The organism is Microbacterium sp. UBA837, assembly GCF_002296025.1.
Lineage (GTDB): Bacteria > Actinomycetota > Actinomycetes > Actinomycetales > Microbacteriaceae > Microbacterium.
The window spans coordinates 22,771-45,306 of sequence record NZ_DBHD01000184.1 but is presented as its reverse complement, the minus strand read 5'-3'; the positions used below and the strand labels follow the sequence as shown (position 1 = coordinate 45,306).

Genomic DNA, 22,536 nt, shown 5'->3' with positions numbered 1-22,536 from the left:
CGAGGACGACAAAGACTGGGCCGACGTCTCCACGACGGGTGCGCAGAAGTTCCTCTCGCGTGCGTGGCGCGTCGCGCAAGACGTCACGAGCGAACCGGATGTCGTCTGGGCTGAGGGCGATGTTGCGCTGCGCCGCATCACCCACCGCCTCTGGGCGGAGGCTCCGGGCCTCGTCGAGCAGACGAAGTTCAACGTCGTCGTTGCGCGGCTGATGGAGCTGGTCAACGCGATCCGCAAAACCATCGACACCGGTGCGGGCCCCGCAGACCCGGCGGTGCGGGAAGCAGCCGAGGCTGTGGCGATGATCCTCGACCTGTTCGCCCCGCACACCGCTGAAGAGATGTGGGAAGCGCTCGGCTACGAGCCGTTCGTCGGGCTCGTCGGGTGGCGTCAGGCCGATCCGACTCTGCTGGTCGAAGACACGGTCACGGCGGTCGTGCAGATCGACGGCAAGGTACGTGCGACGCTCGAGGTCTCTGCCAAGATCGACGGCGCCGACCTGGAGGCTCTCGCTCGCGCCGACGAACGGGTGCTCCGCTCGCTCGCCGGACGCGACATCACACGGGCCATCGTTCGCGCTCCGAAGGTCGTCAGCTTCAGCACGAGCTGACGCCTTCCTCCCCACGGGAGGTCTGCGAGAGCTTCTGCACCGCTTCGGTCCCCCCGTCGCTCGGTGATTGAGTCATCGCCATAGCGTCGCGATGTGGGTGGGCTTGCGCGCGAGGATCGACGTCGCTGGGGCGTCGGTGCTGTCGTCATTCTGGCCCTTGGCGCTCTTGCGATCGCGGTGATCGTGGGGATCGTTCGGGGTGCCGGATCCGCTCAGTCATTGGCCCCAGCGCCGGTGACGGTGGCCACGGCGTCCACCTCGCTCTATGTCCACGTCTCGGGAGCTGTGAACGCTCCAGGGCTGTACGTTCTGCACGCCGATGCGAGGGTCGTCGATGCGGTGGCTGCGGCAGGAGGACTCGCCGAGGATGCCGAGGCTGCCGGGGTCAATCTTGCGCGCCCCGTATCGGATGGGGAGCAGGTGATCGTGCCGCGCGTGGGGGAGGCACCGGCAGCTGGACCTGCCGGTGTCACGGCCGACGGCCGGGTGAACCTGAACAGCGCGGATGAAGGAGCGCTCGACACGCTCCCGGGCGTGGGGCCAGCCATTGCCGGACGGATCATCGAGTGGCGGGAGGCGAACGGGCGGTTCGCGAGCGTCGATGATCTGTTGTCGGTCTCCGGGATCGGACCCAAGATGCTCGAGTCCCTTCGTGATCTCGTCACGGTGTGAGCGGGCCGCCCTGTGCTGAGCGGAGGGCGGCGATGGCGTGCCGCGCGGCTCGTGCCGGCCGCGGTGGTGGCATGGGCGACGGCTTTCGTGCTGGTGAACGCTCCTGCGCTCGCGCCGACGGCGGTCATGGCCCTGGCTGCGGCCGGCATCGGCGGGGGAGTTGCGCTTGACGCGATCTCGCGACGGCGCTCCTCAACCGTGGCCGCGGAGGCCGGCGGCGGCTATCGGCGCTCACCGGGGACGGCGGGAATCGTGTCTGTTGTCGTTGTTGCTGTCGCGGCTGGCGCTGCTGTCGGCATCCATGTTGCGTTGGCGCAGCCGGGGCGGGATGCCGCGCTCGAAGCCTTCGGAAGCGGCTCGCGTGTCGTCGAGGTCGAGGCGATCGTCAGCGGCAAGGTCGAGCCGCGCGCGGGCGGCCAGCGCGCGTTCGATGCGTCGATCCGACTCATCGGGGCTGATGGAGGTGCGATCTCCGGCTGGACTGACGCGGCAGTACGCGTGTCGGGTGAGCAGGTCAGCAGCGGGCTGGATGTGGGCGCACGTGCACGGATGAATGGAACGAGCAGGCCGGCGTATCCGGGAGATCGTGCCGTTGTTCAGATCCTGGCGCACGAGATAGAGGTCGTCGAACCACCCACCGGCATCCTGCGCATCGCAGCCGACCTCCGGCAGTCGCTGGTCCGAGCCGCCGCGGGTCTGCCCGGCGGCGGGGGAGAGCTCGTTCCTGGACTCGCGGTGGGTGATACCTCAGCGGTCAGCTCCCAGACGGATGCCGACATGAAGGCATCCTCGCTATCCCACCTCACCGCAGTGTCGGGCGCAAACTGTGCGCTCGTCGTGGGGATCGCATTCGTCGTTGCGGCTGGACTCGGGGCTGGGCGCCGGGTCCGCGTCGTTTCCGGTCTCGGTGCGCTTGTCGGCTTCGTCATCCTCGTCACGCCCGAGCCCAGCGTCGTCCGCGCCGCGATGATGGCAGGAATCGCCATGCTCGCGGTCCTGCTCGGTCGCGCTGGCGCGGGGGTCGCGCTGCTGAGCGCGGCCGTGGTCCTGCTCCTGCTCTTCGACCCCTGGTTGGCGGGCTCACTGGGGTTCGCGCTTTCCGTGGCTGCCACGGCGGCGCTTCTGACGCTGGCCCGACCGCTTGCATCGGGGCTGACGCGTGCCATGCCGGCACCGCTGGCGCTTGCCCTCTCCGTGCCGCTTGCCGCCCAGCTGGCGTGCGGACCGCTGCTGGTGCTGATCGACCCAACGGTGCCCCTCTGGGGTGTGCCGGCGAACCTTCTCGCCGCGCCCGCCGCCCCCGCAGCGACGGTGCTGGGGCTTGCCGCGTGCCTGGCCGCGCCGTTCCCGGTGCTGCAGAGCGGCCTGGCAGCACTCGCGTGGCTCCCGGCAGCCTGGATCGCCGGGATCGCGGATGTCGCGAGCGGGTTGCCCTTCGCACGCGTTCCTTGGGTGAGCGGACTCGTGGGCGCTCTCTCACTCGCTGTGGTGGGCGGACTCGTCGCCCTCGCGCTCGGCCTACCCGCACAGAGCCCCCGGTCCGCCCGCATCCGTCGTGGCTCGGCGCTGCTGCTCGCAGCTCTCGTCACCGTCTGGACCTCCACGACCGTTGTCACCACGATCACGCAGCGGTGGGGCATCCCCGGCGAGTGGTCGATTCTGATGTGTGATGTGGGCCAGGGAGACGCGGTGCTCGTGCGCAGCGAGGGCGCGACGGCGCTCATCGACACGGGTCACGACCCCGCGCTGGTGAGCGCATGCCTCGACCGGGTCGGCGTCACACGCCTCGACTTGCTCGTCCTGACGCACTTCGACAAAGACCACGTCGGCGGCACCGAGGCGGTGATCGGGCGCGCCGAAACCGTGCTGCACGGTCCGACCGACGGAAGCGCCGACGAACGGCTCTTGGAAGAGCTCGCGGCAGCTGGAGCGCAGGTGGTGTCGGGTCAAGCGGGGATGACGGGAACGCTCGGTGGCGCCCACTGGAGCGTGCTCTGGCCGCGTGCCACGGCGCTGTTCGCTGCGGGTAATGACTCGTCGGTGACCGTGAGTATCGAAGGCGGTGGCGTCCCACGATCGCTCTTCCTCGGCGATCTCTCCGCGGATCCGCAGCGGATGCTGCGCGCGAGTGTCAGCGGCGTCGTTGAGGTCGTCAAGGTGTCCCACCACGGCAGCGCTGATCAGGATCCTGGTCTCTACGAGCAGATCGCGCCGCGCGTCGCGCTCATCGGGGTGGGAGCCGACAACACCTACGGTCACCCCACCACGACGACGATCGCAATGCTGCAGGGCAGTGCCGTCGGGCGCACCGACCAGGACGGGATCGTGGCGGTCGTCGGAGAGGGCGACACCCTCGCTCTATGGCGGGAGCGGGCGGCGTCTGTCGTGGGTGGCGGCTAGGCTTTCGGCATGGCTGCACCCCGTCGCTCGAGTTCCTCGAAGTCGGCGATCCGGCAGGTACCGTGGCGTGATCCGCGTCCTGCTCCCATCGTGCTGGTCTCGGGTCCCGAAGACGTCTGCGCAGAGCGTGCGATTGCGGGTCTGCGTGACTACGTCCGCGCAGAGGACCCCGCCGTCGAGGTGACTGATCTGCGTGCCGACGACTACGTGGCGGGAACGCTGCTCACCGTCACGTCGCCGTCGCTGTTCGGTGAGCCTCGGCTCGTGCGCGTCTTCGGAGTCGAGAAGGCATCCGACTCGTTCCTCACCGAAGCCGTGGCCTACCTCGAGTCGCCCCAGGAAGGCGCAACCGTCGTTTTGCGCCACACGGGCGCGAGCGTGCGAGGCAAGAAGCTGCTCGACGCGATCCGGAGCGGAAAGGCTGATGCTGTCGAGATCGCCTGCCCCGCGGTCAAGCGCGATAGCGACCGCTACGACTTCGCCGCTGCCGAGTTCTCTTCCGCGAACAAGCGGATCGCGCCTGCCGCCCTCCGTGCGCTCGTCTCGGCGTTCTCCGACGACCTCACCGAGCTCGCCGCGGCATGCCAGCAACTCATCGCGGATGTCGATGGTGATGTGACCGACGAGATCGTGCGGCGCTATTACGGCGGACGCGTCGAAACCACAGCCTTTGCCGTGGCAGACACTGCCATCGCGGGACGCTACGGCGAGGCGCTCATTACGCTGCGGCACGCTTTGGCCAGCGGAGCTGACCCGGTGCCGCTTGTCGCGGCGATCGCGTCGAAGCTGCGGACGATGGCGCGTGTTGCCGGCCTGCGCGAGTCCTCTGCCGCGATCGCGGCCCGGATCGGGGTGAAGGACTGGCAGGTTGACCGTGCCCGCCGGGATCTCACCGGCTGGAACGAGGAATCTCTGGGCCGAGCCATCCAAGCTGCGGCGCGAGCGGATGCCGAGGTCAAGGGTGCCTCGCGTGACCCGATCTTCGCTCTTGAGCGACTCGTCACCGTGGTCGCGACGCGCAGCGAGTTCGGGAGCTGACGCCCAGAACGACAAAGCCCGCCCCGAAGGGCGGGCTTTGCATGAAGCGTGAGGCTTAGAGAGCCGCGACCTGCTTCGAGATCGCCGACTTGCGGTTTGCAGCCTGGTTGGCGTGGATGACGCCCTTGCTGACTGCCTTGTCGAGCTTCTTGGTCGCCGTGGCCAGAGCCTTCTCGGCGGCGGCCTTGTCGCCGGCGGCGATGGCCTCGCGGGTGCGACGCACCTCGGTCTTCAGAGCGCTCTTGACTGCCTTGTTGCGCTCGCGAGCCTTCTCGTTGGTCTTGTTGCGCTTGATCTGCGACTTGATGTTCGCCACGTGGAGACGTTCTTTCGTTCGAGTGATGGATGGACTGCCGGCGACGAGAGAGGGGCGTCCACCAGCGATCGTGAGGGTAAAACCCACACACAAGCCAATCAGCGAGTCTACCAGGTCTGTTCGAGGGTCGTGAGCGCAAGGTTCAGGACCGCGTTGAACACGCGAGGACGCATGGCCGTAACCAAGTGACTCGTCCGCGGCACAACGATCAGTTCGGCATCCGGCGCGACCCGCGTGAACAGTCGCTCGTTGACCCGCAACTGGTCGAACTGTCCGTTCACGAACCACAGGGGGACCTCGATCCGGCCGAGTGCAGACAGCAGATCCAGCACGGACAGACTTCGCAGTGCCGTGTCTTGCGCGTCGAGCGCATAGCCTCCGGCGCCGAAGTCTGCCCGTGTCTCGGGCGGAAGGGTGGCATCCAGCACCCGTTCGCTCAGCCACGCTCCGCGGTCCGGAAGCGAGTCAAACCCGCGGGCGAGAAGTCGATAGGTCTGCAGGGCGGTGCCGCGCGGAATCGCCGTGCAGGATGCAGCAATGAAGCCCGCGATCGGAGGGGGATTCTCCTGGCCGGCGTACTCGATCGAGAGCAGACCTCCCATGGAGTGGGCTGCCAGCAGCACCGTCCCGTGCTCATCCGCAGCCTGGCGCACGGCATCATCGATCGTCGCGAACGCGCCCTCGAGCGAGAACGTCTCGCTCATCCGAGACCCGTGCCCGGGGAGATCGACCGCCGTCACGGGGTTGCCGCGGTCGGTCAGGTACTGCTCTTGCGCCCGCCACATCGTGCGCGAGGTGCGGATGCCGTGCACGAGAACCACCGCGACCGCCATGGGTTCGAGGATACGGTGCGCCGTGTCGTCTCGCTTCGCTCGCTGGGCGAGCGCAACCCGTGCGCCCAGTAGGCGAAGGCGGGGGTACGCGCGCCGGTAGAATCGTGCGGATATGTCCCCCCGTGCCTCTACGCCGCTGCAGCCGGCAGCCACGCCGTCCGCGCAGATCCGCAACTTCTGCATCATCGCGCACATCGACCACGGCAAATCCACTCTGGCCGACCGCATGCTGCAGATCACGGGTGTCGTCTCCGATCGCGACATGCGCGCGCAGTACCTGGACCGCATGGACATCGAACGCGAGCGCGGAATCACCATCAAGAGCCAGGCGGTGCGGATGCCGTGGCAAACGGATGCCGGCACCTTCGCGCTCAACATGATCGACACTCCCGGTCACGTCGACTTCACCTACGAGGTGTCGCGTTCGCTCGCAGCGTGCGAGGGTGCGGTCCTGCTCGTGGATGCTGCGCAGGGCATCGAGGCGCAGACCCTGGCGAACCTTTATCTGGCGCTCGAGAACGATCTGCACATCATCCCCGTGCTCAACAAGATCGACCTGCCCGCCGCCGACCCCGAGAAGTACGCGGCAGAACTCGCCAGCCTCATCGGCGGCGACCCGGCCGATGTGCTCCGCGTCAGCGGCAAGACCGGTCAGGGCGTCGAAGAGCTGCTCGACCGGCTCGTCGCCGAAATTCCGGCACCCACCGGTGACGCCGATGCGCCGGCCCGCGCCATGATCTTCGACTCCGTGTACGACGCCTATCGAGGCGTCGTGACCTACGTGCGAATGGTCGACGGCAAGCTCGAGCCGCGTCAGCGCATCCAGATGATGTCAACGCGGGCGGCGCACGATCTGCTCGAGATCGGGGTCTCCAGCCCCGAGCCGACCCCGACCAAGGGTCTTGGCGTCGGGGAGGTCGGCTATCTGATCACGGGCGTGAAAGATGTCCGCCAGTCGAAGGTCGGCGACACAATCACGGACCAGCGAAAGCCGGCATCCGACGCACTCCCGGGCTACACCGACCCGAAGCCCATGGTCTTCTCTGGCATCTACCCGATCGACGGCAGCGACTACGCGGATCTGCGCGAAGCGCTCGACAAGCTCAAGCTCTCGGACGCTTCGCTGCAGTACGAGCCCGAGACCTCGGTGGCGCTGGGCTTTGGATTCCGTTGCGGATTCCTCGGCCTCCTGCACCTCGAAATCATCACCGAGCGTCTGTCCCGCGAGTTCGACCTCGACCTCATCACCACGGCGCCGTCGGTGACTTACACGGTCACGACCGACACCGGAGAAACCGTGACGGTCACCAACCCCAGCGAATACCCCGACGGCCGTGTCGCCGAGGTTTCGGAACCGGTGGTGAAGGTCGGCATCCTGCTGCCCAAGGACTACGTGGGTACCGTCATGGAGCTGTGCCAGTCCCGACGCGGGTCGCTCCTGGGCATGGATTACCTCAGCGAGGACCGCGTCGAGCTGCGCTACAACATGCCGCTCGGTGAGATCGTCTTCGACTTCTTCGACCAGCTGAAGTCGAAGACGCAAGGCTACGCGAGCCTCGACTACGAGCCGGCTGGGTCGCAGACCGCCGACCTCGTCAAGGTCGACATCCTGCTACAGGGCGAGAAGGTCGACGCCTTCAGCTCGATCGTCCACCGCGACAAGGCGTACGGGTACGGCACGATGATGACCGAGCGCCTGCGCAAACTCATCCCGCGCCAGCAGTTCGAAGTGCCCATCCAGGCCGCCATCGGAGCGCGGATCATTGCTCGCGAGAACATTCGCGCGATCCGCAAGGACGTGCTGGCAAAGTGCTACGGCGGTGACATCACCCGCAAGCGCAAGCTCCTCGAAAAGCAGAAAGAGGGTAAGAAGCGCATGAAGATGGTGGGTCGCGTCGAAGTGCCACAGGAGGCGTTCATCGCAGCCCTCTCGGGCGACGTCGAGGGCAAAGAGAAGTAGTCTGATCGCCATGCGCCGCGGAACCTTCCGGGACGAGACCGTCGATTATGCAGCAGTCGGGGCCACTCAGGCTCCCGACCTCATGCAGTACCCGCCGGAAAAGAGCATTCCCGCCGAAGAGTCCTGGCGGATCGGAAGCGGCCAGGCACGATTCGAGTCGGCGACCGAGTCACTCTTGGCGTGGGCGCCGCTGCGTGGCGCCGGGTTGTCGTTGGCAGACATCCGCCCGGCATCCGGGTCCGGCTACGCCGGGGTCGCGTACGACTCGGATGGCGCACCGATCGCGCCGTCGCGTCGCGAAGCCGAGCAGCGCTTTGATGCCGAGGGCACTCCGTATGTCAGTGCCGGCGCGACCGTGCACGTCACCGGCCGGCTCAGCGGATACCGCGCGGATGCCGAACTGCGTGTCATCCTGGCCGTCGAAGAACCCCGGCGCACGGCTTTCGCGCTCGGCACCGTTGGTGGCTCTGTCGTCAGCGGCGAGGAGCTGTTCCTGATCGAGTGGCGCGACAACGACGAGGTCTGGTTCACCGTGCGCGCATTCGATCGCCCCGTCTCGGCGCTCTACCGGCTCGTACCGCGCTTCGTTCGCGGGCGGCGGCGACGGCTCTTCCGGGCCTACCTGACGGCGGTATCGCCCTTGTTCGCTCCCTGATGGGCGCAGCGCTTCCCCTCGGCGATCCCGTTCCGCGCGACGGATCGCTCCCCGGTGCGGTCATCGACCCCGCCACGCCGCTGTCGGCCTACGTCCACATCCCGTTCTGTCGCGTTCGCTGCGGGTACTGCGACTTCAACACCTATACGGGCGAGGAGTTGCGTGGCGCGCGCCGCGAGGACTACGCAGGGACGCTCCTTCGCGAGATCGACCTTGCTTCGGGTGTGCTCTCCGTCCATCCGCGCCCGCTGAACACGGTCTTCTTCGGGGGCGGAACGCCGACCCTGCTTCCCGCCCGCGATCTGGCGGTCATCCTGTCAACCCTGCGGGATCGGTTCGGGCTCGAGCCGGATGCCGAGGTCACCGTCGAAGCAAACCCCGACACCGTGACTCCCGAGGTCACGGAGGAACTGGCCAGTGCGGGAGTCACGAGGTTGTCCATCGGAATGCAGTCGGCCGTGCCGGAGGTTCTTCGCACGCTCGATCGCACGCACCGGCCCGAGAACGTCGCAACGGCGGTGAGCGCGGCACGGCAGAGCGGACTGTCAGTGAGCGTCGACCTCATCTACGGCGCCCCGGAAGAGACGCTCGATCACTGGCGACGCAGCATCGAGGCCGCGCTCGCGATGGAGACCGACCACATCTCGGCCTACGCGCTGATCGTCGAGGAGGGCACCGCTCTGGAGCGCCGCATCCGACGCGGAGAACTCAGCACACCCGACGACGACCTGCAGGCCGCCATGTACGAGCACGCCGACACCGCGTTCGAGGAAGCCGGCTACGGCTGGTACGAGGTATCCAACTGGGCGAAGACTCCCGCCGATCGCTCGCGGCACAACCTCGCGTACTGGCGCGGACACGACTGGTGGGGGTTCGGTCCCGGTGCTCACAGCCATGTCGGAGGGGTTCGATTCTGGAACGTCCGGCATCCTGCCGCCTACGCGCAGCGGCTGGCTGCCGGTGACTCGCCGGGGGCCGGTTCGGAGATCCCCGACGAGGATGCACGACTGCTTGAGCGGGTGATGCTGCGGGTGCGTACGGTCGAGGGCCTGCCCGTGTCGGAGCTGGCACCGGAAAGCCGACAAGCCGTCGCCGGTCTTGTCGCGGACGGACTCGTGGACGGCCGCGGGGCGGTTCGCGGGAACCTCGTACTCACACGCGCCGGACGATTGCTGGCCGACGCTGTCGTGCGCGCACTGACGTCGTGATCTGGGGCGTGGGGGAGAGGCATCCGCTAGAATTGGCACTCTGAGGATGTGAGTGCCAGTGCCACGTCGAGCCGCTCAGACGGCCGACGCCGGATGCGGAAGGAGGCGACATGGTCAGCGAGCGTGGGCTTCAGGTGCTCCGGGCGATCGTGCAGGACTACGTCGATACCCGCGAGCCCGTCGGAAGCAAGGCCATCGTCGAGCGCCACGCGTTCGGCGTATCGGCAGCCACCATCCGCAACGACATGGCGCTTCTCGAAGACGAAGAACTCATCGCGGCGCCCCACACCTCCTCGGGCCGCGTCCCGACCGACAAGGGGTACCGCGTCTTCGTCGACCACCTCGCCGAAATCCGGCCTCTTTCGCCCGCCCAGCGCGCCGCAATCGCGAGCTTCCTGCAGGGGCCCGGTGACCTCGATGGTGCGCTGGCGCGAACAGTGCGGGCACTCACGCAGCTCACCGGTCAGGTGGCGATCGTGCAGTATCCCTCGTTTTCCAAGGCGACCATCACGCACGTCGAGCTCGTTGCGCTCGAGCCTTCCCGGGTGCTCGTCATCGTCGTGACTGACACCGGACGCGTGTCGCAGCGACTTGCGCTTCTGACCGTTGCCCTCGACGAGACGGATCTCGCACGCGTGCGCGCCGAGGTGTCGACACTGCTCGTTGGGCGAAGCGTGCGTCAGGGCGCGAAGCGCGTCGAGGAGCAAGCCGACAGCGACGCGCGAACCGCCCACCAGTCGGCGGTGACCGAGATTCTTCGGGTCGTCCAGGAGGAGCTCGACGAGTTTCGACAGGATCGGCTCGTCATGGCCGGCGCAGCAAATCTCGCCCGGCGCGAGAGCGACTTCCGGGGAAGCATCTACCCGCTCCTGGAGGCGATCGAAGAGCAGGTGACCATCCTTCGCCTGATGGGCGAAATGGTCGCCGACGACAACGGGCTGGCGGCCAGCATCGGACGCGAGAATGAGGCATTCGGGCTGTCTGAGGCATCTGTCATCGCGAGTGACTACGATGCGACGGGCGCCAGAGCCCGTGTTGGCCTGATGGGTCCGACCCGAATGGACTACCCCAGCAACCTTGCGGCGGTGCGGGCGGTAGCGCGCTACCTCACCGGACTGCTGGCTGAGGACGAGAAGGGCCGATGAGCCCGTACGAACTGCCCGCGACCACACGTGGGATGCAGAAAGGTGACCGTGGCTGACCACTACGAGGTCCTTGGCGTGTCGCGAGACGCGTCGCCCGAAGAGATCAAGAAGGCCTATCGACGCCTGGCGCGGGAGCTTCACCCCGACGTGAACCCGGGGGAAGAGGCTGCTGAGCGGTTCAAGCTCGTGACGCACGCCTACGACGTCCTCAGCGACCCGCAGCAGCGGCAGCGCTACGACATGGGCGGCGGCCAGAACGGCGGTTTCGGCGGTGCCGGCGACTTCGGCGGTTTCAGCGACATCTTCGAGAGCTTCTTCGGCGGCGGTGGCGCGGCCCGCGGCGGGCGCCCGCGGTCGCGGAAGGAGCGCGGGCAAGATGCGCTGGTTCGCGTCGACCTCGACCTCAAGGATGTGGTGTTCGGTGTGCATCGCGACATCGACGTCGACACCGCTGTCATGTGCGAGACCTGCAACGGCTCGTGCACGCAGCCTGGGACGACACCGGTTCGCTGCGATATCTGCCACGGCACGGGTCACATCCAGCGCACGGTTCGAAGCCTCCTTGGCAACGTCGTCACCTCCCAGCCGTGCGGCACGTGCCAGGGGTACGGCACGACCATCCCGTACCCGTGCGCGACGTGCCAGGGGCAGGGCCGCGTTCGCGCTCGTCGCACCGTGTCGATCGATATCCCGGCCGGTGTTGACACGGGCCTGCGGCTTCAGCTTCCCGGATCGGGCGAAGTCGGCCCTGGCGGTGGGACGCGGGGCGACCTGTACATCGAGGTCTCCGTCGCGACGCATCCGGTATTCAGCCGCGAAGGTGACGACCTGCTCGCAACGCTCGAAGTGTCGATGCCGGATGCCGTTCTCGGCGCGGCCACGACGATCGAGGGCCTCGACGGGCCGGTGGACCTCGAGGTGCGTCCAGGAGTCCAGTCGGGCGATGTGCTGACTATCAAGGGTCGAGGCATCACACCGTTGCGCGGCAATCAGCGTGGTGACTTGCGCGTTGGCGTGCACGTGGTCACGCCCACGAAGCTCGACGCCAAGGAACGGGGCCTCATCGAGGAGTTCGCCAAGCGCACGAAGGCTCCCGCGCCTCACCTGGCGGAGTTCCATCAGGGTCTGTTCTCGAAGCTGCGCGATCGGTTCCGGAACGGCTGATCGTGCCGCTTCACTTCGTCGTCGACGAACCGCTGGATGCCGATACCGGCCAGACCGTGACCCTCACCGGCGCTGAGGCGCACCACGCCGCCACGGTGCATCGGGTCCGCGTCGGAGAAACGGTCACGCTCGGTGACGGAGCCGGAGTGTGGCTCGAAGGCGCCTGCGAGCTCGTCGCAGCCCGCGAGGTCCTGGTTCGCGTCACGAACCGGGAGGAGGTACCGCGTCCATCCGTGCGGATCGAGCTCGTGCAGGCTCTTGCGAAAGGCGACCGCGACGAACTCGCGGTCCAAGCGTCGACCGAACTCGGCGTGGATGTCATCACGCCGTGGCAAGCTGCCCGCAGCGTTTCGCGGTGGGACGCGGCCAAGCGTGAGAAGGGTGTCACGCGCTGGCGTCAGATCGCGCGGGAAGCAGGCAAGCAGGCGCACCGTGCGTGGCTTCCAGAAGTCGGCGGCCCGCTGACGACTGCACAGTTGTGCGAGCGGGCCGCGGCGACCCGGATGCTCGTGTTGGAGCCGACAGCGGCGCTGCGTCTCAGCGAATGGATGCCTGACCCGACCGACTGCCGCGATATCGCTATCGTCGTCGGGCCCGAGGGCGGGATCGACGCAGGCGAGCTGACGTCCCTCGAAGCTGCGGGCGCGACGCTCGTGCGCCTGGGCGAGCATGTATTGCGTACTTCCACAGCGGGACCCGCGGCAATCGCTGTGCTCAGCAGCACGCTCGGCCGGTGGTGATCGTGCAAGTGGTAGCTGGGCCCGCCGGAGAGGCCGTCGGTAGACTGAGCGCATGAGCGAACCCTCCGTCTTCACCCGCATCCTGCGTGGCGAGATTCCCGCAGAGATCCTCAGCGAGACCGAGAACGTGTTCGTCATCCGGGATATCGCTCCGCAGGCGCCGCTGCACCTCTTGGTCATTCCGAAGACCGCCGAATACCGCGATGTCACCGAGCTTGCGGCGGGTGATCCTGCGTTGCTCGCCGAGATGGTGGCGGTGGCGGGGGATGTCGCCGCAGAGCATGGCAGCGGCGATTTCCGACTGGTCTTCAACACCGGTCCCGGCGCGGGGCAGACGGTCTTCCACGTGCATGCCCACGTGCTCGGCGGCGACCTTGCAGAAGGCAGTCTCGGTGGCTGATTCGGACAACAGTGCGGAATCCGGAGATCGCGTCACGGAGCGGTTGTTCGCCGACGGTGTAGCCATGGTCCAGCTTCTCGGGCCCCAAGACAGGCTGCTGCGCGTGGTCGAGCGGGAGCACCCGGATGTCGACGTGCACGTGCGCGGGAACGAGATCACTCTCGCGGGAAGCGCCGCAGCTGTGGCCGCGGCCCGAGAGCTCGTCGAGGAACTCCTGACGATGACGCGCACCGGTCACGATCTCGCGCCAGCTGACGTATCCAGCTCGAACCGTATCCTGCGAAGCGATGGCAACCCACGTCCGTCCGAGGTCCTGGGCGAAGCGATTCTCTCCAGCCGCGGTCGGGTGATCCGTCCGAAGACACTCGGGCAGAAGTCGTACGTGGATGCGATCGAGAACACCACGATCACGTTTGGCATCGGACCGGCGGGTACCGGCAAGACCTATCTGGCGATGGCCAAGGCGGTGCAGGCGCTGCAGCGTAAAGAGGTCAGCCGCATCATCCTGACCCGGCCCGCCGTCGAGGCGGGGGAGCGCCTCGGCTTTCTGCCGGGAACGCTGACGGACAAGATCGACCCGTACCTGCGTCCCCTGTACGACGCGCTGAACGAAATGATGGACCCGGAGATCGTTCCCAAGCTCATGGCGACAGGAACAATCGAGGTCGCGCCACTCGCCTACATGCGCGGGCGCACACTGAACGACTCGTTCGTCGTGCTCGACGAGGCCCAGAACACCACACCGGAACAAATGAAGATGTTCCTGACTCGCCTGGGTTTCAACACGAAGATGGTCGTGACAGGAGACATCACTCAGATCGACCTCCCGCAGGGGGCATCGGGTCTGCGCCTGGTCACGAAGGTGCTGAGCACGATCGACGACATCCACTTCGCGTATCTCACGAGCGACGACGTCGTGCGCCACTCGCTCGTCGGCAGGATCGTCGACGCCTACTCCGAGTACGACGAGCGGCGCCTGTCCGCGAAGCGAGAGCGCGACGAGGCGAGCGAGCTCAGCAATCGTGCCGAGCGCCGCGGGGCAAGCCGGCCCGCCGGACCACGCGATCACATGCCCAAACGAGGACGCCGATGACGATCGAAATCACCAACGAGTCCGGGATCGACGTCGACGAAACGGTCCTCCTGCGACTCACCGAGAACAACCTCGCCGAGTTGTTCGTGAGCCCGGATGCCGACCTCGCGATCCTTCTGGTCGACGAGGGCGCGATGGAGTCATTGCACGTCCAGTGGATGGACGAGCCTGGCCCAACGGATGTGCTGAGCTTTCCCATGGACGAACTGCGGCCGGGAACTGAAGATGCCCCGACGCCGGAAGGACTCCTGGGGGACATCGTGCTCTGCCCGCAGGTAGCTGAAAGCCAGGCTCAGGCTGCCGGTCACTCCACGATGGACGAGCTGATCCTGCTCACGACCCACGGTCTTCTGCATCTGCTCGGTTTCGACCACGCCGAGCCGGCGGAGGAACGCGAGATGTTTGCGCTCCAACGAGACCTCATCGTCCGATTCCACGCGGCCGAACGCCGCCGCCTCAAGCCGTGACCGCGGCCCTCCTGCTGGCCACAGCTGCACTCCTGGTCGCCTTCGGCGGTCTGATGGCGGCGGTGGATGCAGCCCTCGGGGTGACCTCGCGATCCGACCTCGAGGAAATGAGCCAGTCCGGACGCAATGCTGCGTTCCTTCGCGGCATCGCGGACGATCCGGCGGCCCATGCGAACGCCGCCGGGTTCATGCGCGTCCTGTCCGAGACCACCGCGGCGGTGCTGGTCACTGTCGCACTCACGATCCTGTTCGACAGCATCTGGTGGGCGATGCTCGCTGCCGCGATCATCATGACGGGGATCTCGTTCGTCGTGGTCGGCGCGAGCCCGCGCAGCGTCGGGCGCCTTCACGCCAAGGGGCTGCTCCGTGGCGCTGCACCCGTCATCCGTGCGATGCGCATCGTGCTGGGCCCGCTCGCTCACGGCCTCGTCGCGCTCGGCGACCGGGTGACACCCGGCGTAGCCCGCGGCTCGTCGTTCGCCTCCGAAGAGCAGCTGCTCAGCATGGTGGATGAAGCCGCGTCACAAGACCTCATCGAAGAGGATGACCGCGAACTGATTCACTCCGTGTTCGACTTCACCGATACGTATGTGCGCGCGGTCATGATTCCGCGCACAGAGATGGTGACAGTCGAGGCAGACACGACGACGAAGGACGCGATGGAGCTGTTCCTCGACAAGGGCGTATCGCGCGTTCCGGTGGTCGACGACGAAGCCGATGACGTCATCGGGATGCTCTACCTCAAAGACCTGGTGCAGTTCGCGTATCGCGACGAGGCTGGCTGGCGTGCTGCTGCGATCTCGCAACTTGCGCGACCGGCCGTCTTTGTCCCCGAATCGATGCGAGCCGAGACCCTCTTGCAGCAGATGAAGCGCGAAGCCGTGCACGTGTGCATGGTGGTCGACGAGTACGGCGGGGTCTCGGGCCTTGTCACCCTCGAGGACCTGATCGAGGAGCTGGTGGGCGAAATCGCTGACGAGTTCGACCCGCGGGCCACCGAGATCGCCGAGGTCGCCGAGGGGCGCTACCGCGTCAGTGCCCGACTCGGCCTTGCCGAGGTCGGGGAGCTTTTCGACCTCGATCTCGAAGACGACGAGGTCGACTCGATCGGGGGACTGCTGGGCAAGCAGCTCGGCAAGGTGCCGCAGCCCGGAGCGGTCACAGACTTCGAGGGGCTGCGCATCACTGGCGGCGCATCCCGCGGCAAGGGTCGCGGCATCACCACCGTCTTTGTGGAGCGCATCCCCGTTCGGGCCGATGCCGCGGAGACCGAGGCCGCAGCTGAGGGCGATGGCTCAGTGGCGGCATCCGAGACATCATCTGAGCGGAAGGTGCGCTCGTGAGCGGCAGCGATTCTCGGTCCGGCTCTGATTTTCGGTCCGGCTTTGTGACCTTCGTGGGGCGCCCCAATGTCGGTAAGTCCACGCTCATGAACGCCCTCGTCGGCGAGAAGATCGCGATCACCAGCGACAAGCCGCAGACCACCCGGCGCGCCATTCGCGGCATCCTGAACCGCCCCGGCGGGCAGATCGTGATCGTCGACACGCCCGGTCTGCACCGCCCGCGCACGCTCCTCGGTCAGCGCCTGAATGACCTCGTCGAAGAGGTGCTCGGAGACGTTGATGTGATCGCGTTCTGCGCCCCCGCCACCGAGAAGGTCGGGCCCGGGGATCGACGGATCGCCGAATCGCTCGACGGGTACGCCTCGGCGAAGAAGATCGCCCTGGTGACCAAAACGGATGCCGCATCCCGCGATCAGATCACGGAGCGGCTCATGGAGGTCGACGCCCTGCGCGAGGACTGGGCGGCCGTCATTCCGCTCTCGGCGGTCACAGCCGATCAGCTCGGGGTTCTGGCTGACGAGATCCTGAAGATGCTCCCCGAAGGCCCGGCCCTCTACCCCGACGACGTCGTCACGGACGAGGCCGATGACGACCGGATCGCCGAGATCATTCGGGAGGCCGCGCTCGATGGCGTGCGCGATGAGTTGCCGCACTCCATCGCGGTCGTCGTGCAGGATGTCCAACCGCGCGAGAACTCGGACCTGATCGACGTCTACGCCGACATCGTGGTTGAGCGCGACAGTCAGAAGGCGATCATCATCGGCAAGAAGGGCTCCCGACTCGCGCGCGTGGGTGCCGCTGCCCGCGAACAGATCGAACCACTGCTTGGATCCCGCGTCTTCCTGTCACTGCACGTCAAGGTAGCCAAGGACTGGCAGCGCGACCCGAAGCAGCTCGGTCGCCTCGGTTTCTGACCTCACGTGCAGATCCCGCCTCAGCCGATCGGTCTGAGAGCGGACTGGACGATGACGACGCCGTCGCCGTATTCGGCATCTGCGGCATCCTGCAGGGTGCCGTCATCCCAGATCACCTGCGCCCACACGTAGCCATCCTGCGTCCAGGTCGCGAGCAGCAGATCATCGAGCGCGGTCGGCAGCTCACGTGCAATCTCGTCGAGCTCTGCGACTGGCGTTTCGCCCGGGCCTCCTCCCGTCGGGTCCTCTGCGCGAATCGGATCGTAGAGCGCAAGCATGATCGGCGGTTGGGTGGCGGTGAAGACCTCGCCGTCGAACGTTCCGAAGACGGCATAGGTGCCCCACCGCGTGTCCCCCGACTCCTCGAACCCGTCGACGCCTTCCCAACTCCAGCCCATGAGCGGCAACCCGTCGCACTGCGGCGGGTAGGACTCGGCGATCGGGCCGAGGCAGAGCGCCACATCCCCAGCGACATCCAGCACAGTTCCCGTGCCGACCACTTCGCCGTCCGGCGGGCTGATTTGTGTGGTCGACAGTGAGCCGCCGGATGCACCGGACCCGCTGGCGCATCCGGTGGTGATCAGCAGGAGCGACGCAGCGGCGAGCGCGGCAGTGCCGAGACGAGCAGTGATCCTCATACCCATACTGTGTCGAGCGCGAACCAAACGTCTCACGGATCAGGGGACGAATTGCTGATAACATCGCGGTATGCGTGCACTCTCGCTTCTTCTTAGCTGCCGCGGCGGGGCCATCTAGGGCCTACCTCGTCGCGGAGCTTCGTGTCGGCCCGTTCACCTCGAGCCAGAAGCAGGAAGAAGCGACACCATGAAGAACACTCAGCAGCCGTCGGGGATGCCGACGCACAAGTACGTTCCTTATCACGAGCAGATCCGCGTGTCGGTTCCCGACCGCACGTGGCCCGACGCGAAAATCACCCAGGCACCGCGCTGGTGCGCCGTAGACCTGCGCGATGGTAACCAGGCGCTCATCGACCCGATGAGCCCCGAGCGCAAGCGGATCATGTTCGATCTGCTGGTGAAGATGGGCTACAAAGAGATCGAGGTGGGCTTTCCGTCCGCGAGCCAGACGGACTTCGACTTCGTGCGTCACCTGATCGACGACGACGTCATCCCCGACGACGTGACTATCCAGGTTCTGACGCAGGCGCGCGAGCACCTCATTGAGCGCACCTACGAATCGATCCGCGGCGCGAAGCGCGCGATCGTGCACCTCTACAACTCGACGAGCATCCTGCAGCGCGATGTCGTGTTCCGCACCGACAAGCAGGGGATCATCGACATCGCCCTCGAAGGTGCTCGCCTGTGCCGCAAGTTCGAGGCGACGGTTCCGGGCACGGAGGTGTTCTACGAGTACTCGCCTGAGAGCTACACCGGCACCGAGCTCGAGTTCGCCGTCGATGTGTGCAACCAGGTTCTCGAGATCTTCGAGCCGACGCCTGAGCGGAAGGTCATCATCAATCTGCCGGCGACGGTCGAGATGGCAACGCCGAACGTCTACGCCGACTCCATCGAATGGATGAGCCGCCACCTGAACCACCGCGAGAACGTCCTGATCTCGCTGCATCCGCATAATGACCGCGGCACGGCGATCGCGGCTGCCGAGCTCGGCTACATGGCCGGGGCCGACAGGATCGAGGGCTGCCTGTTCGGTAACGGCGAGCGCACCGGAAACGTCGACCTGGTCGCGTTGGGGATCAACCTGCTGACGCAGGGGGTGGACCCTCAGATCGACTTCAGCGACATCGACCAGGTCAAGCGCACCGTCGAGTACTGCAACCAGTTGCCCGTGCATGAGCGCAGTCCCTGGGCTGGCGACCTCGTCTTCACCGCCTTCAGCGGGTCGCACCAGGATGCGATCAAGAAGGGCTTCGAGTCGATGGATGCCGCCGCCGCGGCGCAGGGCGTCGGCGTCGATGAGTTGGTATGGGCTGTGCCCTACCTGCCGATCGATCCGAAGGATCTCGGCCGCTCGTACGAGGCCGTCATCCGCGTGAACTCGCAGTCCGGCAAGGGTGGCGTTGCGTACCTCTTGAAGACCGACCACGCCCTGGACCTGCCGCGGAGACTGCAGATCGAGTTCTCGGGCGTCGTGCAGGCAAAGACGGATGCCGAGGGCGGCGAGGTCACCAGCGACCAGATCTGGTCGATCTTCACCGACGAATACCTGCCGAGCTCCGTCGCCGACGAGCGCTGGGGCCGTTTCGAACTGCTCTCCACCCGCACCGAAAGCGACATGACCGGTGACGTGGTCCTCGACGTGAAGCTCCGCGACGGCGACTCCGAGGTCTCGGCGCGCGGAAACGGCAACGGACCAGTAGCGGCGTTCCTGGAGGTGCTGCGCGAACAGGGCTTCGGGGTCACCGTCTACGACTACGTCGAGCACGCTCTCAGCGCCGGGGGTGACGCGCAGGCCGCGGCCTACGTCGAACTGCAGGTCGAAGGCGAGCGGTTGTGGGGTGTCGGTATCGACGGCGACATCTCGACGGCGTCGCTGAAGGCGATCGTCTCGGGCGTGAACCGCGCTATCCGCGTTCGCGAAGAGTCCGGAGTGCTCGCGGCCGTCTGACAGTCGAGCGCGCGCGGGGGTCGCCGGTCAGCCGGTTGCCCCCGCGTCGCCGTTGTCCGTTGCTAGCGGGGCGACGACAGTGATAGCTGATGTCTCGACGGCGACCTTCCGGCGGTAGAGGGCGCGTTGCTCGGGAAGCGAAATATCGAAGACGACGGCGAGGAGCCGGATGACCGTCGTCACGGCCACCGCGATGATCGCCGCGGCAGTCAACGGCGCCCCGAATGAGAACGAGACGGTGAGCACGACACACCCGGCGCCTGCAGCTACCGCGTAGAGCGATCCGACGTGCATGATGGCGACCGGTAGGCCCATCAGCACATCACGCAGGATGCCGCCACCGACTGCCGCGGCGACACCAACGAAGATCGCGGGCACTTCCGGAAGCCCGAGATACAGCGCCTTGCTCGTGCCGAACGCGCCGAACAGGCCGATGACGAGAGCGTCGAGTCCGACGATCAGCCAGCTGACGCGCTCGAGGATCGTTGCGAGCAGCATCCCCAGGAGCGCTGCCGCGACCGCGGTGAGCAGGTACCAGTTGGACTGCAACGTCGAAGGCGTGACGTTCAGCAGCAGGTCACGGATCAGACCGCCGCCCATCCCCATCACGATCCCGATGATCGCGACGCCGAGCAGGTCAAGGCGCCGCTGGCCACGGAATCCCGAGGCAAACAGAGCTCCCTGGAGGCCACCGAGCGCCACGGCGGAAAGATCCGCCCAGAGCGGGATCACGAAGAGCGGCTCGTTCACCCGTCTATTGTCGCTCGATGCCGGGATAATCGAGGGGTGCCCACTTACCGTGACGAAGTCGTGGTTCTGCGCACCCACAAACTGGGTGAGGCGGACCGGATCGTCACGCTACTGAGCAGGCGCCACGGCAAGGTTCGCGCCGTGGCGAAGGGCGTACGCCGCACATCGTCGCGGTTCGGCGCTCGCCTCGAGCCCTTCATGGTTGCCGATGTACTGCTGTACCAGGGGCGCTCGCTCGATATCGTGCAGCAGGCTGACAGCCTCGGCGCCTACGGCGCTGACATCGCGCTCCACTACGACAGGTACACGGCCGCGCACGCGATGGTCGAGGCCGCGGACCGGCTGACGGAGTCCGAGGCGACGACGCAGCAGTATCTTCTGCTGCTCGGCGGCCTTCGAGCGCTGGCTCGGGGCGAGCACGCGTCGCGCAGCATTCTCGACTCGTACCTGCTTCGCGTGATGGCTCTGTCGGGATGGGCGCCCGGGCTGGATGCGTGTGCGCGCTGCGGGCGCGTCGGGGAGCACACCTCCTTCGTCGCCCAGCTCGGCGGGATGGTGTGTTCCGAGTGCTCGCCGGTTGGCTCGGCGCGGGTGGATGCCGAGACCCTCGGAGTGTTGCGCGCGCTCATGACGGGGGAGTGGGACATCGTGGACGCGGCATCCGGTGGGGCAAACGGGGCGGCATCTGGCCTGATCGCGGCGTACACCCAGTGGCACCTCGAGCGCGGCATCCGTTCGCTCGAACACCTTGGCACCTTTGCGCCGCCTCCACAGCAGCCAGCAGCCGTTCAGACGATGGAACCCACTCCATGAGCCCCAAGCCCTACACCCACCGTGACGCCGTTCCCTACCGGCCGATCGATTGGACAGGTCTCTATCCGCCCGAGTTTCCCGCGGGCTCGGTACCGAACCATGTCGCCATCGTCATGGACGGAAACGGACGCTGGGCCAATCGGCAGGGTCTCACCCGTGTCGAGGGTCACAAGGCCGGCGAAGCGGCACTTCTCGATGTCGTGGCTGGCGCCATCCAAGCTGGCGTGAAGCACCTGTCGGTATATGCCTTTTCGACCGAGAACTGGTCGCGCTCACCCGACGAGGTCCGGTTCCTGATGGGCTTTAACCGCGATGTGCTGCACCGGCGTCGTGATCAGCTCAATGAGTGGGGTGTTCGGGTTCGCTGGGCTGGCCGCAAGCCTCGGCTGTGGTCGAGCGTGATCAAGGAACTGCAGTTCGCCGAGCAGCTGACCGCAGGCAATGACGTCCTGACGCTCACGATGTGCGTCAACTATGGGGGGCGTGTCGAGCTCGTCGACGCGGTGCGCTCCATCGCCGATGACGTGGCGGCGGGTCGCCTGCGAGCGTCGGCTGTGAGCGAGAAGCTCATCGCTCGACGGCTCTATCAGCCGGACATGCCGGATGTCGACCTGTTCATTCGATCAAGCGGAGAACAGCGCACATCGAACTTCCTTCTCTGGGAGTCGGCGTACGCGGAGTTCGTGTTCCTCGACACGCTATGGCCGGATTTTTCTCGCACGGACCTCTGGCGGGCGATCGATCTCTATCTCGGGCGGGATCGCCGGTTCGGTGGTGCCGTCGACACTCCGGAGGCGCCCGCTCTCTAGGCTGCTCGCTGGTAGGCGTCCACGCCTGATTCGGCTCGCCGCATATCGGCTCGTTTCCGACGAGTTGATCCTCGACGGCAATTCGCGTCAGAACCTTGCGACGTTTTGCCAGACCTGGCTGGAGCCCGAAGTTCGGGACCTGATGCGCGAGACACGCGATAAGAACATGGTCGACAAGGACGAGTATCCGCAGACCGCGGCGATTGAGGCGCGATGTGTTCACATCCTCGCCGACCTCTGGAACTCTCCCGAGGCGGAGAACACCCTCGGTACGTCGACGACCGGCTCGAGCGAGGCGGCGATGCTCGGCGGTATGGCCCTGCTGTGGAAATGGCGCGAGCGCCGGCGGGCAGCTGGTCTGTCGACGGACAAACCGAACCTCATCTGCGGGCCCGTTCAGGTGTGTTGGCACAAGTTCGCCCGCTACTGGGACATCGAGCTGCGCGAAATCCCCATGGAACATGACCGGCTGATCATGACGCCGGATGCGGTTCTTTCTCGCGCCGATGAGAACACGATCGGCGTGCTACCCACGTTGGGTGTTACCTTCACCGGCCAGTACGAGCCAGTGCAAGCAGTCAGTGCGGCACTGGATGACCTCCAGGCACGTACCGGACTCG

Annotated in this window: 23 protein-coding genes; 19 read left to right on the top strand and 4 right to left on the bottom strand. The window is 66.6% G+C overall.

The features are described from left to right. The 4 genes from B3587_RS13270 to holA form a co-directional block, all read left to right on the top strand. Positions 1-610 (top strand): class I tRNA ligase family protein (locus B3587_RS13270; RefSeq protein WP_292729439.1); only part of this gene is annotated, 610 nt, incomplete at its 5' end. 93 nt (positions 611-703) lie between these two features. Then, positions 704-1,282: a ComEA family DNA-binding protein gene (locus tag B3587_RS13265; RefSeq protein WP_292729436.1), complete on the top strand. Its 579-nt coding sequence runs from the start codon at positions 704-706 to the stop codon at positions 1,280-1,282. Between the two features lie 51 nt (positions 1,283-1,333). Further along, positions 1,334-3,682, top strand: a complete 2,349-nt coding sequence (locus tag B3587_RS13260; protein ID WP_292729433.1) for a ComEC/Rec2 family competence protein — start codon at positions 1,334-1,336, stop codon at positions 3,680-3,682. 9 nt (positions 3,683-3,691) lie between these two features. After that, on the top strand, positions 3,692-4,720 hold the full coding sequence (holA, locus tag B3587_RS13255; protein WP_292729430.1) for a DNA polymerase III subunit delta: 1,029 nt from the start codon (positions 3,692-3,694) through the stop codon (positions 4,718-4,720). A gap of 55 nt (positions 4,721-4,775) precedes the next feature. Here holA and rpsT read toward each other — a convergent pair whose 3' ends face one another. Together rpsT and B3587_RS13245 are read right to left on the bottom strand one after the other, a co-directional pair. Then, positions 4,776-5,036: a 30S ribosomal protein S20 gene (gene rpsT / locus B3587_RS13250; RefSeq protein WP_292729427.1), complete on the bottom strand. Its 261-nt coding sequence runs from the start codon at positions 5,034-5,036 to the stop codon at positions 4,776-4,778. Between the two features lie 107 nt (positions 5,037-5,143). Continuing rightward, positions 5,144-5,869: an alpha/beta fold hydrolase gene (locus tag B3587_RS13245; protein WP_292729424.1), complete on the bottom strand. Its 726-nt coding sequence runs from the start codon at positions 5,867-5,869 to the stop codon at positions 5,144-5,146. 112 nt (positions 5,870-5,981) lie between these two features. Here B3587_RS13245 and lepA point away from each other — a divergent pair, with 112 nt between their 5' ends. The 11 genes from lepA (at position 5,982) to era (ending at position 16,958) form a co-directional block, all read left to right on the top strand. Then, positions 5,982-7,829 carry a translation elongation factor 4 gene (lepA, locus tag B3587_RS13240; RefSeq protein WP_292729421.1) on the top strand — a complete coding sequence of 616 codons (1,848 nt, stop codon included), beginning with the start codon at positions 5,982-5,984 and terminating at the stop codon, positions 7,827-7,829. A 10-nt stretch (positions 7,830-7,839) separates the two neighbouring features. Next, on the top strand, positions 7,840-8,484 hold the full coding sequence (locus B3587_RS13235; RefSeq protein ID WP_228178933.1) for a DUF1990 family protein: 645 nt from the start codon (positions 7,840-7,842) through the stop codon (positions 8,482-8,484). Beyond that, positions 8,484-9,692: a radical SAM family heme chaperone HemW gene (gene hemW, locus B3587_RS13230; RefSeq protein WP_292729418.1), complete on the top strand. Its 1,209-nt coding sequence runs from the start codon at positions 8,484-8,486 to the stop codon at positions 9,690-9,692. The genes B3587_RS13235 and hemW overlap by 1 nt, the downstream gene beginning before the upstream one ends. A gap of 110 nt (positions 9,693-9,802) precedes the next feature. Further along, positions 9,803-10,837 carry a heat-inducible transcriptional repressor HrcA gene (gene hrcA, locus B3587_RS13225; RefSeq protein ID WP_292729415.1) on the top strand — a complete coding sequence of 345 codons (1,035 nt, stop codon included), beginning with the start codon at positions 9,803-9,805 and terminating at the stop codon, positions 10,835-10,837. Between the two features lie 48 nt (positions 10,838-10,885). After that, positions 10,886-12,001: a molecular chaperone DnaJ gene (dnaJ, locus tag B3587_RS13220; RefSeq protein ID WP_228178930.1), complete on the top strand. Its 1,116-nt coding sequence runs from the start codon at positions 10,886-10,888 to the stop codon at positions 11,999-12,001. A gap of 2 nt (positions 12,002-12,003) precedes the next feature. Beyond that, on the top strand, positions 12,004-12,741 hold the full coding sequence (locus B3587_RS13215; protein WP_292729412.1) for a 16S rRNA (uracil(1498)-N(3))-methyltransferase: 738 nt from the start codon (positions 12,004-12,006) through the stop codon (positions 12,739-12,741). Between the two features lie 52 nt (positions 12,742-12,793). After that, positions 12,794-13,141 (top strand): HIT domain-containing protein, encoded by a 348-nt coding sequence (locus B3587_RS13210; protein ID WP_228178928.1) that lies wholly within the window; start codon positions 12,794-12,796, stop codon positions 13,139-13,141. A gap of 64 nt (positions 13,142-13,205) precedes the next feature. Then, positions 13,206-14,234 (top strand): PhoH family protein, encoded by a 1,029-nt coding sequence (locus tag B3587_RS13205; RefSeq protein WP_228178983.1) that lies wholly within the window; start codon positions 13,206-13,208, stop codon positions 14,232-14,234. Continuing rightward, positions 14,231-14,701, top strand: a complete 471-nt coding sequence (ybeY, locus tag B3587_RS13200) for an rRNA maturation RNase YbeY (RefSeq protein WP_228178927.1) — start codon at positions 14,231-14,233, stop codon at positions 14,699-14,701. The genes B3587_RS13205 and ybeY overlap by 4 nt, the downstream gene beginning before the upstream one ends. Continuing rightward, positions 14,698-16,044 (top strand): hemolysin family protein, encoded by a 1,347-nt coding sequence (locus tag B3587_RS13195; protein ID WP_292729407.1) that lies wholly within the window; start codon positions 14,698-14,700, stop codon positions 16,042-16,044. Before ybeY ends, B3587_RS13195 begins: the two co-directional genes overlap by 4 nt. Next, complete coding sequence (gene era / locus B3587_RS13190) at positions 16,041-16,958, top strand: GTPase Era (protein WP_292729404.1); 918 nt, start codon at positions 16,041-16,043, stop codon at positions 16,956-16,958. The genes B3587_RS13195 and era overlap by 4 nt, the downstream gene beginning before the upstream one ends. Before the next feature lie 20 nt (positions 16,959-16,978). On the opposite strand, the gene B3587_RS13185 is transcribed toward era, so the two are convergent. Further along, positions 16,979-17,596: a hypothetical protein gene (locus B3587_RS13185; protein ID WP_292729401.1), complete on the bottom strand. Its 618-nt coding sequence runs from the start codon at positions 17,594-17,596 to the stop codon at positions 16,979-16,981. Between the two features lie 187 nt (positions 17,597-17,783). On the opposite strand from B3587_RS13185, the gene leuA reads away from it, so the two are divergent. After that, on the top strand, positions 17,784-19,544 hold the full coding sequence (leuA, locus tag B3587_RS13180; protein WP_292729398.1) for a 2-isopropylmalate synthase: 1,761 nt from the start codon (positions 17,784-17,786) through the stop codon (positions 19,542-19,544). 27 nt (positions 19,545-19,571) lie between these two features. Here the strand turns inward: leuA and B3587_RS13175 are convergent, their stop codons facing one another. Next, positions 19,572-20,294, bottom strand: a complete 723-nt coding sequence (locus B3587_RS13175; RefSeq protein WP_228178908.1) for a trimeric intracellular cation channel family protein — start codon at positions 20,292-20,294, stop codon at positions 19,572-19,574. A 36-nt stretch (positions 20,295-20,330) separates the two neighbouring features. Between B3587_RS13175 and recO the strand changes: the two genes are divergently transcribed. The 3 genes from recO to B3587_RS13160 all read left to right on the top strand — a co-directional run. After that, complete coding sequence (gene recO, locus B3587_RS13170) at positions 20,331-21,107, top strand: DNA repair protein RecO (protein WP_228178906.1); 777 nt, start codon at positions 20,331-20,333, stop codon at positions 21,105-21,107. Next, positions 21,104-21,916 (top strand): isoprenyl transferase, encoded by an 813-nt coding sequence (locus B3587_RS13165; protein ID WP_292729394.1) that lies wholly within the window; start codon positions 21,104-21,106, stop codon positions 21,914-21,916. Before recO ends, B3587_RS13165 begins: the two co-directional genes overlap by 4 nt. Before the next feature lie 64 nt (positions 21,917-21,980). Continuing rightward, the coding region (locus B3587_RS13160; protein WP_292729392.1) for a pyridoxal-dependent decarboxylase at positions 21,981-22,536 on the top strand (556 nt) is incomplete at its 3' end.

Bases quoted from the DNA above. Each gene is read 5' to 3' on its own strand.
- holA (WP_292729430.1), top strand. From the start codon at position 3,692: ATGGCTGCACCCCGTCGCTCGAGTTCCTCGAAGTCGGCGATCCGGCAG.
- B3587_RS13245 (WP_292729424.1), bottom strand. From the start codon at position 5,869: ATGGCGGTCGCGGTGGTTCTCGTGCACGGCATCCGCACCTCGCGCACG.
- lepA (WP_292729421.1), top strand. From the start codon at position 5,982: ATGTCCCCCCGTGCCTCTACGCCGCTGCAGCCGGCAGCCACGCCGTCC.
- B3587_RS13235 (WP_228178933.1), top strand. From the start codon at position 7,840: ATGCGCCGCGGAACCTTCCGGGACGAGACCGTCGATTATGCAGCAGTC.
- hemW (WP_292729418.1), top strand. From the start codon at position 8,484: ATGGGCGCAGCGCTTCCCCTCGGCGATCCCGTTCCGCGCGACGGATCG.
- hrcA (WP_292729415.1), top strand. From the start codon at position 9,803: ATGGTCAGCGAGCGTGGGCTTCAGGTGCTCCGGGCGATCGTGCAGGAC.
- B3587_RS13210 (WP_228178928.1), top strand. From the start codon at position 12,794: ATGAGCGAACCCTCCGTCTTCACCCGCATCCTGCGTGGCGAGATTCCC.
- B3587_RS13205 (WP_228178983.1), top strand. From the start codon at position 13,206: ATGGTCCAGCTTCTCGGGCCCCAAGACAGGCTGCTGCGCGTGGTCGAG.
- ybeY (WP_228178927.1), top strand. From the start codon at position 14,231: ATGACGATCGAAATCACCAACGAGTCCGGGATCGACGTCGACGAAACG.
- B3587_RS13185 (WP_292729401.1), bottom strand. From the start codon at position 17,596: ATGAGGATCACTGCTCGTCTCGGCACTGCCGCGCTCGCCGCTGCGTCG.
- leuA (WP_292729398.1), top strand. From the start codon at position 17,784: ATGAAGAACACTCAGCAGCCGTCGGGGATGCCGACGCACAAGTACGTT.
- B3587_RS13165 (WP_292729394.1), top strand. From the start codon at position 21,104: ATGAGCCCCAAGCCCTACACCCACCGTGACGCCGTTCCCTACCGGCCG.